Raw genomic sequence first — 20,690 nt, forward strand, 5'->3', positions numbered from 1 at the left:
GGACAGCATGAAGTACACCGTCTCGATCGAGATCGCCCTGCCGAGGGAGCGGGCGGCCCAGCTGCTGGCCGACCCGGAGCATCTGCCGAAATGGCTGCGGGGCCTGGTGCTGCACGAGCCGCTCAATGGCACACACGGACACGTCGGCACCACGTCGCGAGTCGTGCTGCAGATGGGCAAGCAGAAGTTCGAATGCACCGAGACCATCACCCGCCGGGAACCGGTGGACCTGCACGAGATCCCGAGGGACGCCGTCGTTCACTTCGACCGCGAGATCGTCGGCGAGGGCATGTGGAACGCCGTGCGCGATCGGCTGACCGAAGCCGGGCCGCAGCGGACGCTGTGGCAGGTCGAGAACGAGTTCCGGTTCAGCGGCTTGCTGATGCGGCTGGTGGGGCTGTTGATGCCCGGCGTCTTTCGCAAGCAGTCACGACAGCACATGCAGGATTTCAAGGCGTTCGCCGAGAAGGGGCAGGACGTCCGGCTCATTGGCAAGGAATAGCGCGGTCGGGCGCGGTGATGATCCGGCGCGCTGCGTTAGGCGTCGGCTTCTTCTCCTAGTGGCTGTCCACGCAGCAGGCCTGCCGGCTTTCCTCGACCCAGTGCGGGTCGTGCCACCAGTGCGGGTCCGGCTTGGCCGTTGTGCGCAGCGCTGCCGGGGTGGTCACCGTGACCGCCGGCTTCGCCGTGGCGAACGGCTCCATCAGTGACTCCACTGTGTGCAGCACCCCGCCCGCCATCACCTGCCGCACGTCCGCCGCGGCCTCGATGTCGGCCAGTGGATCGCCGCCCAGCACCACCAGGTCGGCATAGGCGCCGGCCGTCACCCGCCCGATCGGCTCGGTCAGGTACTCCGCCGCGTTTCGCGTCGCCGTCGTCAGCGCCTCGAACGGCGTCATCCCATAACGCACCATCGCCCGCAGGTTGAGGTGGGTGCTGATCGCGTTCGAGGCGATCGGCGAGTCCGTCCCGTTGATCACCCGGCCGCCGCCGCGCACCAGCCGGATCAGATGCGCGACCTGCCGCGCCAGGTTCTGCCGGTTCGCGGTCTGATCGGTGGTCCGGGCGGTCGCGATCTGCGCCTGCAGCAGCGCGTACTCCCAGCTCGGATAGAGCGCCCGGACCCGCGGATCGGTGGCCAGGCGGTCGTCGTCGGCCAGCAGCGTCGCGGCCAGGAACAGCGTCGGCGTGAGCCGGGCCCCGGCCGCCACGAACAGGTCCGCCACATCCGGCGAGACCGCGCCCAGCACCGACACCGTGCGCGAGTAACCGAACCGGCTGGTCGCGCCCACGTGTTCCATGCCGTCGCCGCCGAAGTTCAAAGCCGGGTAGTGGTAGTGCGAGGTGGCCGGAACCCCGTGCCGGTGCGCCCAGTCGATCACCCGCCGCTGCCACTCCGGCGGCAGCCGCACATAGGACTTCATCAGGTCGTAGTCGAGCGCGCCGGCCCGTTCCAGCTCGAGCGCCAGCTGGGCGCTGTCGAAGGTCGGCCGCATGAAGTTGTAGAAGATCCGCGGCCCGTCGACCGCCTCGCCGGTGCCGAAGTAGCGCGGCCCGATCCGCGCGCCCGACTGGATCGACTCGCGCTCCTCGACCATGTGATAGGCCGGGCTGCCGGGCGAACGGGTCGTGGTGATGCCCAGCGACAGCCACAGCCGCCCCTGCCGCGCGCCGTAGGAATATCCCTGCATCTCCCGGTGGTGGTGCATGTCGATCAGGCCGGGGATCAGCACGCCGTCGCGCGCGTCCACCAGCCGGGCGTCGCGTCCGGGCCGATGTGGCTCGACGGCGGTGATCCGGTGCCCTTCGACCACCACGTCGACGTCCGTCTCCAGCCGGGCGGACCGCCCGTCCCAGAGACGGCCGGCCCGGATCACCGTCCGGCCGCGGGGTCTGCTGTTGGTCCAGGTCAATCCCATGGGTACGCGGCGCGCCCGCCCGCCACCGGCGGACACCATGCGCAGCTCCCCGTTGTGCAGATAGAGCAGTTCCCGCGAGTCGCCGCTCCACACCGGCGCGTCGGTCACCTCCCGGGTGACCTGCCGGGGCCGCCCGGCGAACGTCCCATCCGGGTGCACGTCGACCACCCACAGCACGCTGGCCACCACGAAGGCCATCCGGGTGCCGTCCGGCGACCACACCGGCCCGTCGTCGCCGCGGGTCTGCAGCGAGCGGTCCGGCAGCGGATCCACGTACCGTCCGGCGCCGGTGACCCGGTCGACCAGCAGGATCTTGCTGAGCCCTTCGCGGTAGCGCGCCGAATAGGGCACGATCGCGGCCAGCGCGATGGTGTTGCCGTCCGCCGACCAGGTCGGTTTCCCGGGCTCGAAGGTGGCGGCGAAGACCTGCCGCACCGCGCCGGTGGCGACCTCCACCGTGTAGAGCGCGCCGGTCTGGTCCAGGAACGCCAGCATGCTGCTGTCCGCCGACCAGGAGCCGGAGACCGCGGCCGCGTTGGGCAGGTTGGTGAGCTGCCGGTCGGCGCCGGTGGCCAGGTCGCGCAGCCAGATGTCCAGCTTGCCGCCGCGGTCGGTGGAATAGGACAGGTGGGCGCCGTCCGGCGAGAAGGCCGGGTCGCTCTTCCACCACCGGTCGCGGGTGAGCGGCCGGGGCGCGCGGCCGATGGTCATCACCCAGATGTCGTTGAGCGCCCGGAACGCGATCCGGCTGCCGTCCGGGGAGAGCGCCGGGCTGCCGATGCCGATCACCGGCCGCGGCCGCGGCGAGTCGAAGTCGCGTCGCCGCTTCCGGTAGCGAGGCGTGGTCACGCTCAGCGCGGCCGAATATCCGATCACGCCCGGCGCGCCACCGCCCAGCGTGCGCCGCCGGATCCGGCCGTCCGAGGTGTAGACGAACTCGCGCGGCGAGCGCCAGGACACCCGGAACGGGAAGACGTCCTCGCCGGTCACCAGCGGCGCGGCGCCGAGCCAGAGCTCGCTGCGGCCGTCGCCGCTCACCTGGTAGATCACCTGGGCGCCGTCCGGGGTCCACTCCGGCGCGTGGATTATCCGGGTGGCCGGGACCGTCGCCACTGTCGACCGGGCGCCGGTGGCCACGTCGACCACGTCGATCCGGGTGTTGGCCACCACGAACGCCACCCGGGCGCCGTCCGGTGACCAGGCCGCCTCGTATTCCTGCACCGCGGCGGTGTCGGCGAGGACGGTGAGCGCGCCGCTCGCCGGGTCGAGCAGGTGCAGGCCGTAGCTGCCGGTGCGGTCGCTGGACACCACCAGCCGGTCGCCGTCCGGGCTGAACCGGGGCTCGCGGTAGTCGTATGGACCCGAGGTGAGGCGGTGCAGGCCCGAGCCGTCCGGGCGGATGGTCCAGATGTCGAAGGAGCCCTCGCGATAGGACTGGAAGGCGATCCGGGAGCCGTCCGGGGCCCAGTCGGGCTGGGCGATGTCGTAGAGGTCCCCGGTCAGGCGGCGGGCCGGGCCACCCGAGGCGGGCAGCACCCAGAGGACGCCGGCCAGGTCCATCGCGATCCAGCGGCCGTCGGGGGACAGGCGCGCGCTGATATTCGTACCCGTCGAGGTGTTGATCGGACGGCCGCCCGCGGCCGCGACCGCCGGATCCGCGGTGAGCACCCCCGCGGCCGTTGTCGCAGCCACTGAGGCGAGCAGGTCGCGTCGGCTGATCGGCATGGCGGCACCCTCCTAAAGTGAGCACGTCGATACCGAGACTAATAGAAATGCGTCGATCACTGGGGGTTGTCCGATGGCCGCATCAATGTCCCGTCGTGTTCTGCTCACCGCCGCCGCGGGCGGTGTGGCCGCGGTCGCCGCCGGTCCGTCGCCCGCTTCGGCCGGGGTCTCCTCCGCGATCCGGGAGCTGGAGGAGAAGATCCAGGCCGGGATGGCGGCCTACCGCATCCCCGGCGTCTCGGTCGCGCTGCTGCACCGCGGCGCGGAGTACGTGCGCGGCTTCGGCGTCACCAACGTGGACGCCCCGCGGCCGGTGGACGGCGACACCGTCTTCCGGGTCGGCTCCACCAGCAAGACGTTCACCGGCACCGCGATCATGCGGCTGGTCGAGCGCGGCCGCCTCGACCTGGATCGCACCGTGCGCAGCTACCTGCCCGGCTTCCGCACCGCCGACGCCGCCGCCTCCGGCCGGGTCACCGTGCGCCAGGCCCTCAACCACAGCGCCGGCTGGCTCGGCGACTTCTTCCTGGACACCGGCGCCGGCGACGACGCCCTGGCCAACTACGTGGCCGCGATGTCCGACCTCCCGCAGCTGACCCCGCCGGGCCGGGTGTTCGCCTACAACAACGCCGCCCTCTCGCTCGCCGGGCGGCTCATCGAGCGGATCACCGGGCAGACCTACGAGCAGGCGATCCGCACCCTGGTCACCGAGCCGCTGCGGCTGTCGCACAGCGCGTTCTTCGTCGACGAGATCCCCGGCGCCGTGGTGGCCGAGCCGCACGTGATCGACGAGACCGGCACGGCGGTCGTGGTGCCCGAGCTGTGGGCCATGCCGCGCGGCATCCACCCGGCCGGCGGGCTCATCTCCAGCGCCCGCGACCAGCTGAGCTGGGCGCGCTTCCACCTCGGCGACGGCGGCCGGCTGCTGACCCCGCGGTCGCTGCGCGCGATGCGGTCGCGTCCCGGGCCGGGCGGCACGCTGTTCGTGGAACTGGACGGCGTCGGGGTGACCTGGCTGCTGCGCCCGACCGCCGAGGGCCCGACCGTGGTCCAGCACGGCGGCGACTGGGCCGGTCAGCACTCCGGCTTCCTGATGGTGCCGGACCGCGGCTTCGCGCTGACCGTGCTGACCAACTCCGAGGGCGGCCCGGCGCTGCTGGCCGAGCTGTTCGCCGACGACTGGGCGCTGCGCCGGTTCGCCGGGGTGCGCAACCTGCCGGCCCGGCCGCGTCCACTGCCGGACCGGCAGCTGGCCGCGTACGAGGGCACCTACTCGGCCGAGCAGATCGGCACCGACGGTGTCCCGCAGCTGCTCGCGCTCGACGCGGTCGCCGACGACGGGCAGCTGAGCCTGCGGTTCGGCGACGACGAGTTCGGCCGGCTCGCCTTCTATCGCCGCGACTACGTGCTCACGCTGAACCCGGACGGCTCCGACACGCACACCCGGGCGAACTTCGTCCGCGGCGCCGACGGCACGGTCGGCTGGCTGCGGCTGAGCGGCCGGCTCTTCCGCCGCGACGGGTCGTCCCACCGGGGCACCAGCATGCGCGGCACGAGCATGCGGGGCACCAGCATGCGGCCCCCGAAGCCGGGCGTGGTCAACCTGGGATACCACCGGGGCTGACCAGCCCGGTCTGGAACGCGATCATGACCAGCTGGGCGCGGTCGCGCGCGCCCAGCTTGGTCATGGTCCGGCTGATGTGCGTCTTCGCGGTCAGCGGCGAGACGAACAGCCGCCGGGCGATCTCGTCGTTGGAGAGACCTTCGGCGACCAGCGCGAGGATCTCGCGCTCCCGGGCGGTGAGCTGGGCGAGCGGCGCGGACAGCCGGGCCGGCACCGGCACCGGCTGGTCCAGGAAGCGCACGATCAAGGCCTGCGTCGCCCTCGGCGAAAGCAGAGCCTCACCCCTGGCCACGGTACGGATGCCGGCCAGCAACTCGTCCGGCTCGACGCCCTTGCCGAGGAACCCGCTGGCCCCGGCCCGCAACGCCAGAAGCACGTTCTCGTCCATCTCGAAAGTGGTCAGCACCAGCACCCGGACCCCGGCCAGGTCCTCGTCCCCGGTGATCAGCCGGGTCGCCTCGATGCCGTCCATCCCGGGCATCCGCAGGTCCATCAGCACCACGTCGGCCGGCGTTCCGCGAAGCATCGCCACCGCCTCGGCGCCGGTGGTGGCCTCGCCCACTACGGTCATGTCGCCACTCGACTCGACGACCATCCGCAGGCCGCCCAGAATCAGCTTCTGATCGTCCGCGAGCAGCACCCGGATGCTCATGGCTTCTCCTTCGCGAGGGCGGCGGCGGGCAGCGTGGCGTGGACGATGAAGTGGCCGTCCGGCGTACCGAAAGCGGACAGCTCGCCGCCGACCGCGACGGCGCGTTCCCGCATGCCGTTCAGGCCGTGCCCCGCCCGGTCGGCGGCCCCTCCCGGCGCGCTCGTGTTCTCCACGGTGATCTCCACGCCGTCGCCGGCATAGCTCAGCCGCAGCCGCGCCCGGTCGTCCCGGGCGTGCTTGCGGGCGTTGGTCAGGGACTCCTGGATGATCCGGTACGCGGCCAGGTCGACCGCCGCCGGCAACGGCCGCGCGACCCCGTCCCGGCGGTCCTCGACCCGCAGCCCCGCCTCGGTCACGTCCTCGATCAGCTCGGACAGATGAGCCAGCCCCCGCGGCGGCTCCGTGGCCGGGTCCCGCAGCACGCTCAGCACCGTGGACATCTCGTCGAGCACGGTCCGCGCGGCCCGCCGGATGTGTGCCAGCGACTCCTTCGCCCGGTCCGGCTCGCGGTCCACCACCCGGGTGGCCGCGCCGGCCTGCACGTTGATCGTCGCGATGTGGTGGGCCACCACGTCGTGCAGCTCGCGCGCGATCCGCAGCCGCTCCTCGACGATCTGTCGCCGGGCGTCCTCGTCGCGGCTCTGCTCGGCCCGCCGGGCCCGCGCCAGCACCTCGGACAGGTAGGCCCGGCGGGTGCGGGACAGATCGCCCAGCGCGACCGCCAGGCCGCCGGAGGCGAACACCGCGATCGCCTCGGGCTGGGTCCAGGAACCGTCGACGGTGATCCCGACCGCCAGGTAGACCGCCGTGGTGCCGATCGCGCCGGCCACCCAGCCGACGGTCCGCCCGCGCCACGCGGCGACCGTGTAGGCGGCGATCAGGGCCGCGATCGCCGCGGGCGGCAGCAGGTCGAGGTCCGCGATGACGATGGACACGGTCAGCGCCGTCGTCGCGGCGAAGACGGCGAGCGGCCACCGGCGGCGGATCGCGATCAGGGCGGCCGCGACGGCGCCGGCGACGAAGTCCGCGCCGGTCAGCAGGCGGCCGGCGTGGTCGTCGCCGTCGATCACGGTGGCCACCAGGGTCAGGCCGATGGCCAGCACGCCGAGCAGCGGGTCGGCCCAGGCTCGGGGGATCATGCGGGTCACTCTAGGAGCGGGGTGCGCCGGATTCGTCCGGCCGGGGATGTATGCCCCGGTACTCCCGCCGGAGGATGTGGACTACGGAGGCCGTTCGCCAGGTTGTGGGCATGATCGAGGTCAGGGGTTTGACGAAGCGCTACGGCGCGAAAACGGCGATCGACGGGCTCACGTTCACCGTCCGGCCCGGGGTGGTGACCGGTTTCCTGGGCCCGAACGGCGCCGGCAAGTCGACGACCATGCGCATCATCATGGGTCTCGACCGGCCCACCGCCGGCGCCGCCACCATCGGCGGCCGGCCCTACGCGAGCCTGACCGCCCCGCTGCGCGAGGTCGGCGCGTTGCTCGAGGCCAAGGCGGTGCACAGTGGACGCTCCGCGGTCAACCATCTGCTGGCGATGGCCGCCACCACCGGCGTGCCGCGCTCCCGGGTCAACGAGGTGATCGACCTGGTCGGGCTGCACGCCGTCGCCCGCAAACGGGCCGGCGCCTTCTCCCTCGGCATGGGCCAGCGGCTGGGCATCGCCACGGCGCTGCTCGGCGACCCGGCCGTGCTCATCCTGGACGAACCGGTGAACGGCCTCGACCCGGAGGGCATCCGCTGGATCCGCGAGCTCATGCAGGGCCTGGCCGCGGACGGGCGGACGGTCTTCGTCTCGTCGCACCTGATGAGCGAGATGGCGGTGACCGCCGAGCATCTCGTCGTGGTCGGCCGCGGGAAGCTCATCGCTGACCTGCCGATGACGGACTTCATCGCCCGGGCATCGCTGAACGCGGTCCGGGTCCGGTCGCCGCGGCCGGCCGCTTTGCACGACCTGCTGGCCGGCCCGGACGTCGCGATCACCAGCGTCGAGGGCGGCGCCATGGACGTGGCCGGCCTGGACGCCGCGCAGATCGGCGAACGGGCCGCCGCGGCCGGGATCGTCCTGCACGAGCTGTCCGTGCGCCAGCCCAGCCTCGAGGAGGCGTTCATGCGCCTGACCCGTGACTCCGTCGAATTCGAGGCCGTCTGATGCGCGTCACGTTCCGGCGGGTCGTCCGCTCCGAGTGGATCAAGTTCTGGTCACTGCGCTCCACCGTCGGCACGCTCGCCCTGGCGGTGATCGGGTTCGTCGGCATGGGCGTCGTCGCCTCCGCGCTCAGCGGCGGCGGCAGCGCCGGCGGCAGCCTGGACGGCGGCGCCGCCGAGGGCGCCGCGAACGTGGTCAACACCAGCCTGGCCGGTGGCAACCTGGCGCAGCTCATTCTCGGCGCGCTCGGCGTGCTGTTCATGGCGGGGGAGTACAGCACCGGCATGATCCGGTCGACGCTCACCGCGGTGCCGAAGCGGTGGCCCGTCCTGGCCGCCAAGATGGTCGTGTTCGGCGCGGTGGCGGGCGCTGTGATGTCCGCGGCCGCGCTGGTCTCCTTCCTGGCCGGGCAGGCGATCATCGGGCCCGGTGGCGCGTCGCTCGGCGACCCCGGCGTGCTGCGGGCGCTGGCCGGCACCACGGCGTACGTGGCCGGGGCCGGGCTGCTCGGGCTGGTGCTGGGCGCGCTGCTGCGCTCGACGCCGGGGGCGATCACCTCGTTCTTCGCGATCATGTTCCTGCTGATCGGGGTAGTCGAGCTGGCGCTGCCGGTGAGCTGGCGGGAGGACGTCGGCCGGTTCATCCCGTCCGAGGCCGGCTCGGCGATGGGCGCGGTGGTGGCGGCGCCCGGCACGCTGACGCCGGGGGTGGCAGCGCTGGTCTTCGTTTCCTATCTGCTCGTCTTCGGTGGCCTGGCGGGGTGGCGGCTGCTGCGAAACGATGCCTGACGACGATGGTCGAAAATGTCGAGAGTTGTTTCCTTCTGTTGACATTGGGGATGCACAGCCGTCAATGTAGGCGGATGCCAACGCCCCGCCTCCGGCCACTGCTCCTGGCCGCCCTGCTGGCTCTCTCGTTCCTCGCGGTGCCGGCCGGCCCTGCGTCGGCCGAGGCGCCGTCCACCGTGCACGGTCTCAAGGGTGAGTACTTCCGGATGTCCGCGCCGGGCGCCCGCGACTTCGCCGAGCTCGGCGGCACCCTGCTGGACGCGAACATCGACCTGCCCGGCCTGGGCGGCGCCTTCCAGGCGCTGACCGGGCGCAGCGAGCACACCACCGGCCGCTGGACCGGGAAGATCACCGCGCCGGCCACCGGCGACTACACGTTCTTCCTGCGCGGCGACGACGGCTTCCGGATGTTCATCGACGACCAGCCGGTCATCGACTTCTGGGACGTGTCGCGCGGCGCCGAGATCGCGAGCCGGCCGGTTCCGCTGGTGGCCGGGGTCGCGCACGACGTCCGGGTGGAGATGTTCAACGACTGCTGCGGCGTCGACCTCTTCCTGCGCTGGGAAGGCGCCGGGATCGCCAAGCAGATCGTGCCGGAGTCGGCGTTCACCCCGCCGGACGGCTTCCAGGTCTATCCGGTCGAGCTCACCGTGCCGGCCGAGGGCAGGCGGCTGCTGCTCGACTTCGACGGGCCGGTCGACACGGTCGCGCAGGCCGCGGCGCACCTGGTCGTGGAGGCGGACACCACACCGATGCCGATCAGCTCGGTGGCGGTCGCCACCGGGAGGCCGTCGCGGCTGGTGGTGACGCTCGGCGCGGTCGTCCAGCAGGGCCAGCGGGTGCGGGTCTACTACGACGGGAACGGCGGGCTGGTGGTCGGTGCTGCGGCCGTACCGTTGATCTCGCGAAGCGCGACCAACCTCTCCACCCATCGCCTGACCACCCGCTGGGGTGACCAGGTCGACCGGGACCAGCCGCTGCCGGAGTACCCCCGGCCCCAGCTGGTGCGGCAGAAGTGGCTCAACCTCAACGGTCAGTGGGAGTTCGCCGGCGCCGCAGCGGGCGAGCAACCGGTGTTCGGGCAGGAGCTGGCCGAGCGGATCACCGTGCCGTTCCCGGTGGAGTCGCTGCTGTCCGGTGTGGAGCGACACGAGGACCACATGTTCTATCGCAGGCTGGTGACCGTGCCGCGGGACTGGCGGATCGGCTCCGGCAAGCGGCTCGAGCTGAACTTCGGCGCGGTCGACTACAGCTCGAAGGTCTGGGTCAACGGCACCCTGGTGGCCGAGCACACCGGCGGCTACACGGCCTTCACGGCGGACATCACCGACGCCGTGCGCGGCACCGGGCGGCAGGAGATCGTCGTGGCGGTCACCGACACCACGGGCCAGGACCAGCCGATCGGCAAGCAGTCCACGAACCCGGGCGGCATCGTCTACACGCCCACCTCGGGCATCTGGCAGACCGTCTGGCTGGAGCCGGTGAACGAGGTCGCCATCGAGTCGCTGGTGACGACGCCGGACCTGGCGTCGAGCTCGCTCACCGTCGAAGCGCGCGCTGTCCAAGGGACCGTCGTCGCCACCGCCTACGACAAGGGCGGCCGCAAGGTCGGCTCGGTCACCGGCCCGGCGAACACCGCGCTGCGCCTGCCGATCCGCGGCCCGCACCTGTGGAGCCCGGACGATCCCTACCTCTATGACCTCGACGTTCGTCTCACGGCGGGCGGCGCGACCGATCGGGTGCGCAGCTACTTCGGCATGCGGTCGATCGAGGTGCGGAAGGTGGCCGGCTTCCCCAAGCTGGTGCTCAACGGCAAGCCGATCTTCTCGCTCGCCACGCTGGATCAGGGCTTCTGGCCGGACGGCCTCTACACCGCGCCCAGCGACGAGGCGCTGCGCTGGGACATCTCGTCGACCAAGGCGCTCGGCTTCAACGCGATCCGCAAGCACATCAAGGTGGAACCGGCTCGCTGGTACAAGCACGCCGACGAGCTGGGCGTGCTGGTCTGGCAGGACTTCGTCTCGGCCACCATCCGGACCACGGCCGGGCAGCAGGCGTGGCGGCGCGACGCCGACCGCACGATGGCGCAGACGCACAACTCGCCCGCGGTGATCGGCTACGTGGTCTTCAACGAGGGCTGGGGCGAGTGGGACCGGGAGGAGACCGGACGCATCGCCGAGCAGGTCAAGGCGGCCGACCCGTCCCGCATCGTGAACGCGCACAGCGGTGTGAACTGCTGCGACTCCAAGGGCGACTCCGGCAAGGGCGACGTGATCGACCATCACGACTACCTGAACCGGGAAGCGCCCTATCCGGACGCCACCCGGGTCGCGATGGACGGCGAGCACGGCGGATTCACGCTGCGGACCCCCGGGCACATGTGGCCCGGCCCGCCGGCCAACATCTACAGCGGGGTGGCCGACAAGGCGGCGCTGACCGCCAAGTACGTCGACAACACCCGCACGTTCTACCTGGAGGCGGCCGGCGCCGAGCTGTCCGGTTCGGTCTACACCCAGATCACCGACCTGGAGACCGAGCTGAACGGCCTGTGGACGTACGACCGGCGGCAGATCAAGGTCGACCCCGCCCCGGTACGCGCCATCAACCGCCAGGTGATCAAGGCGGGCGAGTCCCCGGCCGGCCTCACCTTCCCCGGCCGCGGCGACTGGAGTCTGGACGAGGGCACCGGCGCGACCGCCCGGGACAGCAGCGGTGGCGGCAGCACCCTGACGCTGCAGGGCGCGCCGCAGTGGGTGCCCGGCGTGTCCGGCTCCGCGCTGGCCTTCGACGGCGACGACTCCGCGGACACCGCCGGCCCGGTCGTGGACACCACCCAGGACTATTCGATCGCGGCCTGGGTGACCCTCGACGAACTGCCCGGCAACTACGCGTCCGCGGTCAGCCAGGACGGCCGTCGCGTGGAGAGCCCGTTCTATCTGCAGTACGGGCAGGGCGCGTTCGCCTTCAGCACCCCCGGCGGCAACCGCGCCCGGCTGCCGATCGTGCCCGACCTGGACCGCTGGTACCACCTGGTCGGCGTGCGCGAGCACACCACCGGCCAGGTGCGGCTGTTCGTCGACGGCAAGCTCGCCGGCTCAGCGACGGCCGGCCCTGACGTGGTCAGCACCGGCCCGCTCGCGATCGGCCGGGCCAAGTACGCCGGATCCAAGACCGACTACTGGTCCGGCTCGATCGACCAGGTGCACGCCTATTCGCGGGCGCTGACCGAGGCCGAGGTCCTGGCCCTGTATGAAGGCGAACGTTAAGAACGCGTCAAGAAGCGGGCGTCCGGCGTAGGGACCGCGTCAACGCCCGTGACGCAGGGGTGTCGTGCGCGCTGTATTCGAAGCGCAAGCACGACACCCCTTCGTCCATGGCAAGGAGCCCTCACGTGGCTGATCTCGTGTTCGCCGGGCTCACGGTGGCGCTGTTCGCGGCGCTGACCGTGCTGATCCGGGCGGTCGAACGCTGGTGAGCACCGTCAACCTGGCCGGCCTGCTCGTCGCCGTCCTGCTCGCCGCCCTGATGGTGGCCGCCCTGCTGTTCCCGGAGAAGTTCTGATGGCCGGCTGGCTCTTCGCCGGCACGCTGGTGCTCGCGCTCGTCGCGGTCCACCGCCCCTTCGGCGATTACCTCTATCGGGTAGTCACCGGCACCCGCGCCACCCTGCTCGAGCGCGGCGTCTACCGCCTGGTCGGCGTCGACCCCGGCGCCGGCCAGACCTGGGGCGTCTACGCCCGCAGCGCGCTCGCCTTCTCGGCCGTCTCGATCCTGTTCCTCTACCTCTTCCTGCGCGTGCAGGACAGGCTCTGGCTCTCGCTGGGCCGGCCCGCGGTCACCGACCACGTCGCCTGGAACACCGCGGTCAGCTTCGTCAGCAACACCAACTGGCAGGCCTACGCGGGCGAGTCCACGATGGGCCACCTGGTGCAGATGGCCGGTCTCGCGGTGCAGAACTTCGTCTCCGCGAGCGTCGGCATCGCGGTCGCGGTGGCCCTGATCCGCGGCCTCGCCGGCAGTTCGGCGCGCACGCTCGGCAACTTCTGGGTCGACCTGACCCGCATCACGTTCCGCGTCCTGCTGCCGATCTGCGTGCTCGCCACCATCGTCTTCATGGCCGCCGGCATGGTTCAAAACCTTTCCGGGGGTACGGACACAGCGACGCTGACCGGCGCCACCCAGCACATCACCGGCGGCCCGGTCGCCTCCCAGGAAGCCATCAAGGAGCTGGGCACCAACGGCGGTGGCTTCTACAACACCAACTCCGCGCATCCCTTCGAGAACCCCACCGCCTGGACCAACTGGCTGCAGATCTTCCTGCTGCTGGTGATCCCGTTCAGCCTGCCGCGGGTGTTCGGCCGGATGGTGCGGCAGAACCGCCAGGGCTACGCGATCGTCGCCGTGATGGCCCTGCTGGCCCTGGCGAGCCTGGCGCTCACGGTCGGCTTCGAGGTGCACGGCGGCGGCACCGTGCCACAGGCCGTCGGGTCGGCGATGGAGGGCAAGGAGGTCCGCTTCGGGGTGCCGGACTCGGCCACCTTCGCGGCGGCCACCACGCTCACCTCCACCGGGGCGGTGAACTCGTTCCACGACTCGTACACGCCGCTCGGCGGGATGATGCCGATGGTCGACATGATGCTCGGCGAGGTGGCCCCCGGCGGCGTCGGATCGGGCCTCTACGGCCTGCTGGTGCTGGCCGTCATCACGGTCTTCGTGGCCGGGCTGATGGTCGGCCGCACGCCGGAATATCTGGGCAAGAAGATCGGCGCCCGGGAGATCAAGCTCGCGTCGCTCTACTTCCTGGTCACCCCCGCGATCGTGCTGATCGGCACCGCGGCGGCGTTCGCCACCGGCAACAATTCGACCGCGCTGAACACCGGCCCACACGCCCTCTCCGAGGTTCTGTACGCCTTCACCAGCGCCGGCAACAACAACGGCTCGGCGTTCGGCGGCATCACGGTCAACACCCCGTGGTGGGACACGGCCCTGGGCCTGGCGATGCTGCTCGGCCGCTTCGTGCCGATGGTGCTGGTGCTGGCGCTGGCCGGCTCGCTGGCCCGGCAGAAGCCGGTGCCCGACTCCGAGGGCACCCTGCCCACCCACCAGCCCCTGTTCGTGGGCATGGTCGCCGGCGTGACCGTGGTGCTGGTCGCGCTGACCTTCCTGCCCGCGCTCGCTCTCGGACCCCTCGCGGAGGGCCTGTCGTCATGACCCGGTGGACAACTCCCAGAAATCGTCATACCCCCGCCCTACATTCCGACCCACCCAGTGCCTGGGCGGGGGAGGTGGCGGCGCCGGCGCCCGCGCCCCCAGCCCCGCCCGCGACCCGGTCCCCCCGCGACAGCGACAACGGCAGAGGCCTGCTCGATCCCCGGCAGCTCTGGACCTCCCTGCCGCCGGCTCTGATCAAGCTCGACCCGCGCACCCTCTGGCACCAGCCGGTCATGCTGGTCGTCGAGGTCGGCGCCGTCTTCACCACCGTCCTGGCGATCACCGACCCGAGCACCCTGGCCTGGGCGATCACCCTCTGGCTCTGGCTGACCGTCATCTTCGCCAACCTGGCCGAAGCCGTAGCCGAGGGCCGCGGCAAAGCCCAGGCCGCCGCCCTGCGCCAGTCCAAGAAGGACACCATGGCGCACCTTCGAGACGGCCGCACGATCCCCGCCTCGGACCTGAAACCGGGCGACATCGTCGTGGTCGAGGCCGGCCAGACCATCCCGGGGGACGGCGACGTCATCGAGGGCATCGCCAGCGTCGACGAATCCGCCATCACCGGCGAGTCCGCGCCGGTGATCCGGGAGCCGGGCGGCGACCGGTCCGGGGTCACCGGCGGCACCCGGGTGCTCTCCGACCGGATCGTCGTGCGGATCACCCAAAAGCCCGGCGAGAGCTTCGTGGACCGGATGATCGCGCTGGTCGAGGGCGCCGACCGGCAGAAGACGCCGAACGAGATCGCGCTCAACATCCTGCTCGCCGCGCTCACCCTGATCTTCTTGCTGTCGGTGGTCACGCTGCAGCCTCTCGCGATCTTCTCGAAGGCCTATCAGACCGCGGCGCCGGACACCGCCGCGATCGACGGGAACGGGATCACCGGCATCGTGCTGGTGTCGCTGATCGTTTGCCTGATCCCGACCACGATCGGGGCCTTGCTCTCCGCGATCGGCATCGCCGGGATGGATCGGCTGGTGCAGCGCAACGTGCTCGCCATGAGCGGGCGGGCGGTCGAGGCGGCCGGTGACGTGAGCACTCTGCTGCTGGACAAGACCGGCACGATCACGCTGGGGAATCGGCAGGCTGCTGGGTTCGTACCGGTCGACGGGGTCACCGCCGCGACCCTCGCCGAGGCCGCACAACTCGCCAGCCTCGCCGACGAGACGCCCGAGGGGCGGTCGATCGTCGTTCTCGCCAAGAACGAGTTCGGTCTGCGGGAGCCGGGGCTGATGGCGCGGGCGAGGTTCGTGCCGTTCACCGCGCAGACCCGGATGAGCGGCGTCGACCTCGGCGAAAGGCAGATCCGCAAGGGCGCCGCAGCGGCGGTGATCAAGTGGGCCGGATCCACAAGCGATGAAGTGGACAAGATCGTGGACGGGATCAGCGCGAGCGGCGGGACTCCCCTGGTAGTAGCCGACAACAAACGTGTGCTCGGCGTGATCCACCTGAAGGACGTGGTGAAGTCCGGCATGCGCGAGCGGTTCGACGCGATGCGCCGGATGGGCATCCGCACCGTGATGATCACCGGCGACAACCCGCGCACCGCCAAGGCGATAGCGGACGAGGCCGGGGTGGACGACTTCCTGGCCGAGGCGACACCCGAGGACAAGCTGGCGCTGATCAGGAAGGAGCAGGAGGGCGGCCGGCTGGTCGCGATGACCGGCGACGGCACCAACGACGCGCCGGCACTGGCCCAGGCCGATGTCGGGGTCGCGATGAACACCGGCACGTCGGCCGCGAAGGAGGCCGGCAACATGGTCGACCTCGACTCCGACCCGACGAAGCTGATCGAGATCGTCGAGATCGGCAAGCAGCTGCTGATCACGCGGGGCGCGCTGACCACGTTCTCCATCACCAACGACATCGCCAAGTACTTCGCGATCATCCCGGCCATCTTCGCCGCGGTGTATCCCGGCCTGGACGCGCTCAACGTGATGCGGCTGCACTCGCCGGGCTCGGCGATCCTGTCCGCGGTCATCTTCAACGCGCTGGTCATCGTCGCGCTGATCCCGCTCGCCCTGCGCGGGGTGCGCTACCGGCCGTCGAGCGCCGCCGTGCTGCTGCGCCGCAACCTGCTGGTCTACGGCCTCGGCGGCGTGCTCGCGCCGTTTGCCGGGATCAAGCTCATCGACCTCGTCATCCAGTTCATCCCGGGGATGTGAGATGCGTCTTCCCGCCTGGCTCGCGCACCACCTCGCCGCGTTGCGAGCGCTGCTCGTCTGCACCGTCCTTCTCGGTTTCGGCTATCCGCTCGCGATGGTCGCCGTCGGCCACATTCCGGGGCTGCAGCGGACATCGAGCATCGGGCAAGCCTTCACCGACGCGGACGGCAATCCGGTGCCCGGCTACTTCCAGAGCCGGCCGTCCGCCGCCGGCGAAGGTTACGACCCCACCGCGACCAGCGCCAGCAACCTGGGTCCCGAGTCGCTCGATCTGCTCAACGACGTCTGCGCCCGCAGCCTCGCGATCGGCAAGTTGGAGGGCGTGGACGGCCGGCGTCCCTTCTGCACGGCCGACGGTGCCGGCGCGGTGCTGGCGGTCTGGCGCCGAGACGGCCTCACCGGCCCGGTCACCAGGGCGGTAGCGGTCAACGGCACGCCATTCGTCGCCACCTACGAGGGAGTAGAGGTGCGGCCCGGCGGCGGCGACCTCACCGGCAGCGTGATCACGCCGATCCGGGGGGACGCGCCCGCGCACCCGGTGGTGCCGGCCGACGCGGTGACCGCCTCCGGGAGCGGCCTCGACCCGCACATCAGCCCGGCCTACGCCGCGCTGCAAGCGAAACGGGTGGCCCGGGAGCGCCGTCTGGCCCTGGACCGCGTGCGGGAACTCATCGCACAGCACACCGCCGGTCGGGCGCTGGGCTTCATGGGCGAACCCGCGGTCAACGTCCTCGACCTCAACCGCGCGCTGGACGGACGATAGGGAATGGCCCGCGGAGAGCTGCGCATCTTCCTCGGCGCCGCGCCCGGCGTCGGGAAGACGTACACGATGCTCGAGGAGGCGCACCGGCGCGCCGAGCGCGGCACCGACGTGGCCGTCGCGCTGGTCGAGACGCACGGGCGGCGGCACACCGAGGCGATGCTGGCCGGCCTCGAGGTGCTGCCGCGCCGGACGGTGACCTATCGCGGCGCGGAGTTCACCGAGCTGGACCTGGATGCGGTGCTGGCCCGCGGGCCGCGGCTCGCGGTCGTCGACGAGCTCGCGCACACCAACGTGCCGGGCTCGCGGCACGCCAAGCGCTGGCAGGACGTCCAGGACCTGCTGGACGCCGGGATCGACGTGCTGACCACGGTGAACGTGCAGCACCTCGAGTCGCTCAACGACGTGGTCGCCCGGATCACCGGGGTCGAGCAGCGGGAGACCGTGCCGGACGCCGTGGTCCGCGCCGCCGAGCAGGTCGAGCTGGTCGACATGACGCCGGAGGCGCTGCGCCGCCGGATGGCGCACGGCAACATCTACCGCCCCGAGAAGGTCGACGCCGCGCTGGGCAACTACTTCCGCGCCGGCAACCTCACCGCGCTGCGCGAGCTGGCCCTGCTGTGGCTGGCCGACAAGGTCGAGGACCAGCTCGGCCGATACCGCGCCGAGCACCGGATCGACGCCACCTGGGAGACCCGCGAGCGGGTGGTGGTGGCGCTGACCGGGGGACCGGAGGGCGACACGCTGATCCGGCGGGCCGCCCGGATCGCCGCCCGCGACCGGAGCGCCGACCTGATGGCCGTGCACGTGACCCGCGACGACGGCCTGGCCGCCGCCGACCCGGCCGCGCTGGCCCGGCAGCGGGTGCTGGTGGAGAGCCTGGGCGGCAGCTATCACCAGGTGGCGGGCGCGGACGTGCCGCGGGCGCTGCTGGACTTCGCCCGCGCGGTGAACGCCACCCAGATCGTGCTGGGCGCGTCCAGCCGCGGGCGGCTCGCGCAGATCCTGTCCTCCGGGGTCGGCGTCACCACCACCGCGCTCTCCGGCAGCATCGACGTCCACCTGGTCACGCACGAGCGCGCCGGTCGAGGCCGGCGGGCGCGACGGCCGCCCGCGGCGCTCTCCCGCCGTCGCCGGGTCGCCGGGTTCCTGACCGTGCTGCTCGGCCTGCCCGTGCTGACCGGTCTGCTGCACCTGGGCGCGGGGCTGTCGCTGACCAACGACATCCTGCTGTTCCTCGCCGCGGTGGTCGCGGTGGCGCTGATCGGCGGGCTGTGGCCGGCGCTGTTCGCCGCGGTGGCCGGGTCGCTGCTGCTGAACTGGTTCTTCACGCCGCCGATCGGCCGGCTCACCATCGCCGGCGGCGGCAACCTGCTGGCCCTGGTCGTCTTCGTGGTGGTCGCGCTGGCGGTGAGCTGGGTGGTCGACACCGCCGCGCGCCGCACCCGGCAGGCCGCCCGGGCCGGCGCCGACGCGCAGACCCTTGCCGCGGTGGCGGGCAGCGTGCTGCGTGGCGAGCGGCCGCTGATGGCGCTGCTGGAACGGCTGCGCGAGACGTTCGCCCTCGACTCGGTGACGCTGCTCGACCAGGGCGTGGTGGTGGCCCGGGTGGGTGCGCCGGCGGGCCGGGCCGACGCCGAGGTGCGGGTGGACGACCGGGTGGTGATGCGGCTGACCGGGCCGCCACCGCAGGCCGGGGACCGGCGGATCATCGAGGCGTTCGCGGCCCAGGCCACGATCGCGCTGCGGCAGGAACGGCTGTCCGCCGAGGCGGCCACCGCACGGCCGCTGGCGGAGGCGGACCGGTTGCGCACCGCGTTGCTCGCGGCGGTGAGCCACGATCTGCGTACGCCGCTGGCCTCGGCGAAGGCCGCGGTGGCCGGCCTGCTCAGCCCCGACGTGCGGCTCGACGATCGGGATCGCGCCGAACTGCTGGCCACCGCCGACGAGTCGCTGGACCGGCTCACCCGGCTGGTCACCAACCTGCTCGACATGAGCCGGCTGCAGGCCGGCGTCCTCGGGGTCACGCCGGTGGCGATGGCCGTCGAGGAGGTGCTGCCCAGGGGGCTGGACACGCACCTCCCCGACGACCTGCCCCCGGTGCTGGCCGATCCGAGCCTGCTCGAGCGCGTCGTCGCCAACCTGCTCGCAAACGCCGAGCGCTTTAGCCAGCCGGACCGGCCGCCGGTGGTCACGGCGAGCGTCTTCGGCTCGACCGTCGAATTGCGGTTCATCGACCACGGTCCGGGCATTCCGCGGGACCGCTGGGACGATGTCTTCCTGCCGTTCCAGCGCCTGGGCGACCGCGACAACCACACCGGCGTCGGGCTCGGCCTGGCGCTCTCCCGTGGCCTGGTCGAGGCCATGGGCGGCACGCTCACCCCGGAGGAGACCCCGGGCGGCGGCCTGACCATGGTCGTCGCCCTCCCGGCCGGATAGGCCCGGATAGTCTCGATGATCTACGAGTGAGAGGGGTCGAGATGGCGACGATCGACGAGTTGATGCGGGCGAATCTGCTGGAGGTCTTCAACGAGCGCGACGCCGGGAAGCGCCGGGCCGCGATCGGCCGGACCTACGCCGCCGGAGTGGTCTTCTCCGACCCGGAGGAGGCGGTGACCGGCCACGACGAGCTGGACGCGAAGGCGCAGCGGATCCTCGACGGCGCCCCCGGCTTCGTCTTCACTCCCGGCGGGCCCGTCCAGGTCAACCACGACCTGGGTTACCTGCCGTGGAACTTCGGTCCGCCCGGGCAGGCGCCGGTCGTGCGCGGTCTCGACATCGCCCTGGTCGAGAACGGCCTGATCGCGCGGGTCTACACGCTGCTGACCGACTAGGCCCGGCTCAGGGTTTTCGGGCGACCGCGCCGAACTCGTCGACCGGCCGGCGGTCCTCGTCGCTCGCGTGCGCGGCCGGCCGCCACTGGCTGCACGGCACCAGGCCGGGCTCGACCACCTCGAGGCCCTCCAGATAGGTGGACAGCTCGTCGGTGCTGCGCAGGTGGTAGGACAACGGCGCGTTCGCGTTCCACACCTCGATCGCCGCCTCGAAGGCCGGGCCGTCGATCACGTTGGTGCCGTCCGCGGTCACCAGGTAACTGCCCGGGGACAGCCCGCCCATCAGCTGCCGCACCAGCGACGCGGCCTCGCCGAGGTCGGGCACGTGCCCGAGGATGTTCGTCAGGATCAGCGCGACCGGCTCGGACAGGTCGAGCGTGTCGTCCGCGGCCTGCGCCAGAATCGTCGCCGGGTCGTGCAGGTCGGCCTGCAGATATTCGGTGGCGCCCTGGTCGTTGCTGGTCAGCAGCGCCCGGGCGTGGGCCAGCACGAGCGGGTCGTTGTCCACATAGACGATCCGCGAGGTGGGCGCCGCCCGCTGGGCGATCTCGTGCGTGTGGTCGGCGGTCGGCAGCCCGGTGCCGACGTCGAGGAACTGCCGGACGCCCTCCTCGGCGGCGAGAAACGTCACCGCTCGGGTGAGGAAGCCGCGCGCGCTGCGGGCCACCAGTCTGATGTCGGGATAGAGCTCGGCGAACTGGTCGCCGACCTCGCGATCCGGCTTGAAGTTGTCCTTGCCGCCGAGCCAGTAGTTCCACACCCGCGCCGAATGTGGCACGGTGGTGTCCATTTTGGAGTCACTCATTGAGGGGTCCTGTCAGTGGGCGGAAAACAAGCTGCGGCCGCGGTGCAAAGGTACGGCATGGG

The 20,690-nt window shown here is 71.8% G+C and carries 15 protein-coding genes; 11 read left to right on the top strand and 4 right to left on the bottom strand.

What is annotated here, in order from left to right; all coding sequences use genetic code 11:
- Positions 1-7 precede the first annotated feature (7 nt).
- Positions 8-502, top strand: coding sequence for an SRPBCC family protein (locus ACZ6TI_RS33110; protein ID WP_465349129.1), 495 nt, complete (start codon positions 8-10; stop codon positions 500-502).
- 55 nt (positions 503-557) lie between these two features.
- Here the strand turns inward: ACZ6TI_RS33110 and ACZ6TI_RS33115 are convergent, their stop codons facing one another.
- On the bottom strand, positions 558-3,644 hold the full coding sequence (locus ACZ6TI_RS33115) for an amidohydrolase family protein (protein WP_465349130.1): 3,087 nt from the start codon (positions 3,642-3,644) through the stop codon (positions 558-560).
- 73 nt (positions 3,645-3,717) lie between these two features.
- Here ACZ6TI_RS33115 and ACZ6TI_RS33120 point away from each other — a divergent pair, with 73 nt between their 5' ends.
- Positions 3,718-5,268: a serine hydrolase domain-containing protein gene (locus ACZ6TI_RS33120; protein WP_465349131.1), complete on the top strand. Its 1,551-nt coding sequence runs from the start codon at positions 3,718-3,720 to the stop codon at positions 5,266-5,268.
- On the opposite strand, the gene ACZ6TI_RS33125 is transcribed toward ACZ6TI_RS33120, so the two are convergent.
- Together ACZ6TI_RS33125 and ACZ6TI_RS33130 are read right to left on the bottom strand one after the other, a co-directional pair.
- Positions 5,243-5,920, bottom strand: coding sequence for a response regulator (locus tag ACZ6TI_RS33125; protein WP_465349132.1), 678 nt, complete (start codon positions 5,918-5,920; stop codon positions 5,243-5,245). The two genes, ACZ6TI_RS33120 and ACZ6TI_RS33125, sit on opposite strands and share 26 nt — an antisense overlap.
- A complete protein-coding gene (locus ACZ6TI_RS33130) occupies positions 5,917-7,059 on the bottom strand; it encodes a sensor histidine kinase (protein WP_465349133.1) in 1,143 nt (380 codons plus the stop codon). Before ACZ6TI_RS33130 ends, ACZ6TI_RS33125 begins: the two co-directional genes overlap by 4 nt.
- A gap of 110 nt (positions 7,060-7,169) precedes the next feature.
- On the opposite strand from ACZ6TI_RS33130, the gene ACZ6TI_RS33135 reads away from it, so the two are divergent.
- The 9 genes from ACZ6TI_RS33135 (at position 7,170) to ACZ6TI_RS33175 (ending at position 19,823) form a co-directional block, all read left to right on the top strand.
- Positions 7,170-8,072 (top strand): ATP-binding cassette domain-containing protein, encoded by a 903-nt coding sequence (locus tag ACZ6TI_RS33135; RefSeq protein WP_465349134.1) that lies wholly within the window; start codon positions 7,170-7,172, stop codon positions 8,070-8,072.
- Entirely contained in the window at positions 8,072-8,857 is a 786-nt protein-coding gene (locus ACZ6TI_RS33140; protein WP_465349135.1) for an ABC transporter permease, read from the top strand. Before ACZ6TI_RS33135 ends, ACZ6TI_RS33140 begins: the two co-directional genes overlap by 1 nt.
- A 74-nt stretch (positions 8,858-8,931) precedes the next feature.
- The gene (locus ACZ6TI_RS33145) at positions 8,932-12,123 is read left to right on the top strand and encodes a LamG-like jellyroll fold domain-containing protein (protein ID WP_465349136.1); all 3,192 of its coding nucleotides are present in this window, start codon (positions 8,932-8,934) and stop codon (positions 12,121-12,123) included.
- A gap of 205 nt (positions 12,124-12,328) precedes the next feature.
- Complete coding sequence (locus tag ACZ6TI_RS33150) at positions 12,329-12,418, top strand: K(+)-transporting ATPase subunit F (RefSeq protein WP_465349137.1); 90 nt, start codon at positions 12,329-12,331, stop codon at positions 12,416-12,418.
- Positions 12,418-14,067, top strand: a complete 1,650-nt coding sequence (kdpA, locus tag ACZ6TI_RS33155; RefSeq protein WP_465349138.1) for a potassium-transporting ATPase subunit KdpA — start codon at positions 12,418-12,420, stop codon at positions 14,065-14,067. The genes ACZ6TI_RS33150 and kdpA overlap by 1 nt, the downstream gene beginning before the upstream one ends.
- A gap of 74 nt (positions 14,068-14,141) precedes the next feature.
- Complete coding sequence (gene kdpB, locus ACZ6TI_RS33160; RefSeq protein WP_465349139.1) at positions 14,142-16,229, top strand: potassium-transporting ATPase subunit KdpB; 2,088 nt, start codon at positions 14,142-14,144, stop codon at positions 16,227-16,229.
- 1 nt (position 16,230) lies between these two features.
- Positions 16,231-16,992 carry a potassium-transporting ATPase subunit C gene (locus ACZ6TI_RS33165; RefSeq protein ID WP_465349140.1) on the top strand — a complete coding sequence of 254 codons (762 nt, stop codon included), beginning with the start codon at positions 16,231-16,233 and terminating at the stop codon, positions 16,990-16,992.
- A gap of 3 nt (positions 16,993-16,995) precedes the next feature.
- Positions 16,996-19,428 (top strand): sensor histidine kinase, encoded by a 2,433-nt coding sequence (locus ACZ6TI_RS33170; RefSeq protein WP_465349141.1) that lies wholly within the window; start codon positions 16,996-16,998, stop codon positions 19,426-19,428.
- A gap of 26 nt (positions 19,429-19,454) precedes the next feature.
- Positions 19,455-19,823, top strand: coding sequence for a nuclear transport factor 2 family protein (locus tag ACZ6TI_RS33175; RefSeq protein ID WP_465349142.1), 369 nt, complete (start codon positions 19,455-19,457; stop codon positions 19,821-19,823).
- A gap of 7 nt (positions 19,824-19,830) precedes the next feature.
- Here the strand turns inward: ACZ6TI_RS33175 and ACZ6TI_RS33180 are convergent, their stop codons facing one another.
- Positions 19,831-20,628, bottom strand: coding sequence for an SAM-dependent methyltransferase (locus ACZ6TI_RS33180; RefSeq protein ID WP_465349143.1), 798 nt, complete (start codon positions 20,626-20,628; stop codon positions 19,831-19,833).
- Positions 20,629-20,690 lie beyond the last annotated feature (62 nt).

This window comes from Actinoplanes sp. NPDC051388 (assembly GCF_055586225.1).